The sequence below is a fragment of the Gordonibacter sp. genome (genome assembly GCF_036667095.1).
Classification (GTDB): domain Bacteria; phylum Actinomycetota; class Coriobacteriia; order Coriobacteriales; family Eggerthellaceae; genus Gordonibacter.
Genome location: NZ_JAVWUP010000344.1, coordinates 1 through 1,909 on the forward strand (window position 1 = coordinate 1; position 1,909 = coordinate 1,909).

A 1,909-nucleotide genomic window follows, 5' to 3' on the forward strand; every position below is an offset into this window, starting at 1 on the left:
GAAAGCAGAGGGTCAACTCCGAAGAAATATGAGCGCTTCCAAGATTCGGCAAGCGCGTCGGGCAGAGCCTCGAGTGCTTCGTGGTTTGCAAGAAGCCATTTTTCGTTTTCCGAGACAAGTTCATCGGAGATGTATTCCTCCATGAGCTAAATCCTTCCTATAGCCCGGCCGATGCAAACTGTCAGATTGGACAAGGTGAGTTTACACTCTACACCATTTTTGGTCAAAACAGGGAAACTGTCCTCTTGACTTATAATACCTCCCAGGCCTTCTTTGTAGTTAAAAAATGCCTAGAAACGTCTTGTTTCTTTCCCTAACATCTTATATTTTTGACATTTTTTGACACATTGGGTCGCCCTTTATTCACATCAGCGTGCTTTATATTAATACTGCCATCGTGCGTTTTCATTGCCCAAGAAAAGAGGGGAAGGTACCGTATGGGTATTCGTTGAAGGGTTCGCCCTTTGGGAAGATAACCATATGATCTACAAGGAGGATGACATGACCAAGTACGATGCGATATTGGTAGGATCAGGGATAGGAAGCCTCTCTACCGGCCTTCTGCTGCAAAAGGCCGGCAAGAAAGTGCTTATCCTAGAAAAGAAGGACGTCGTGGGCGGGCGTTTGGCTTCTTACAAAAAAGACGGCTTTACTCTGGACATCGGCGTGCATCTTATTTCTCGCAGCAACAAGGGTCCTTTGGGTCAGCTGCACGAACGCGCTGGTATCGAAAGCAAAATTGAGTGGAAGAAAGTGCGTCCGCTGACAAGCTTCAACGGCGAAATCTTCAAGTACCCCCATGATCTTGAGCATATGATTCCGGCAGAGGACTTTGCCGGCGTAATGCGCTTTATGGGCGACATCATGACCAGAACCCCCGAAGAAGTTGATTCCTTTAACAATGTCAGCACCAAAGAACTCCTGAACAACTACACCACAAATGACCTTGCGCATGCCTGCGTAAGCAGCATTACTATGATTTACGTGACGGTCCCCTCCTGGGAATGCAGTGCAGGAGAGTTCATGCGATGCGTCCGTTACGAAGCTGCTGCTCGCGCCTCGGGCTATCCTACGGGCGGCTGCGGTGCCATTTCGGGCGAAATATCGGATGCGTTCCGCGAACTAGGCGGAGAGCTTCTGCTGAACACGCCTGTTGAAAAAATTGTCATAGAGAACAACAAGGCTGTTGGCGTAGTTGCAAACGGTAAGCTCTACGAATCCGACGTCATCATATCCAATGCCGATATCAAAGATACCGTCAAGGATCTTGTTGGCGAGCAGTATTTCGATGCAGACTATGCCGAGCGCGTCAAGAATCTCGATTATTCCTGGAGCGCTTACCTTCTTCGCGCTGCCCTCGACGAACATATCACCGATCTTTTGATGCTGTCTCAAATTGGCGACAGCGACCAGCAGCGTTATTACGACAGAATTCGAAAAGGCGATGTTCCCGAAGACCTCAACATCTTCCTGATTGCCTGCTCGAACTTCGATGAAAGCGTGGCGCCGGAAGGCAAGCAGCTCATCAACTTTGGTGCTCCGCTGCCCTTAGGCCTTCCCCCGGAAACCTTGGAAAAAATCCCCGAGTTGATGCTGAAGTCTGTTGAGAAATATATCCCCAACATTCGTGAGCACCTGGTATTTTTGGACCATGCAACACCGGATTGGTTCACGGGAGCAGTAGGCAAGGGCGGTTCCGTTATCGGCATCGGCCAGACCGTTGGACAGGTAGGAAGCGATCGACCCCAGGTAAAAACGAGCATTGAGGGTCTTTACCTCGTGGGAGGCACAGCAGGCGGCGAAGGTGTCGGCATAGAACTGTGCATCAATAGCGCCTTCGAACTTGTTGATAACTATCTGCTAGCAAAGTAGCTTGGAAGCATTGAGGTAAAACAAGCTGCCGTAACGT

General features: G+C 49.5%; 1 protein-coding gene. It reads left to right on the plus strand.

All coding sequences use genetic code 11. The annotated features are described in order from the left end of the window. Positions 1 to 501 precede the first annotated feature (501 nt). Complete coding sequence (locus RR842_RS14465; protein ID WP_332730276.1) at positions 502 to 1,872, plus strand: NAD(P)/FAD-dependent oxidoreductase; 1,371 nt, start codon at positions 502 to 504, stop codon at positions 1,870 to 1,872. Positions 1,873 to 1,909: the final 37 nt, after the last annotated feature.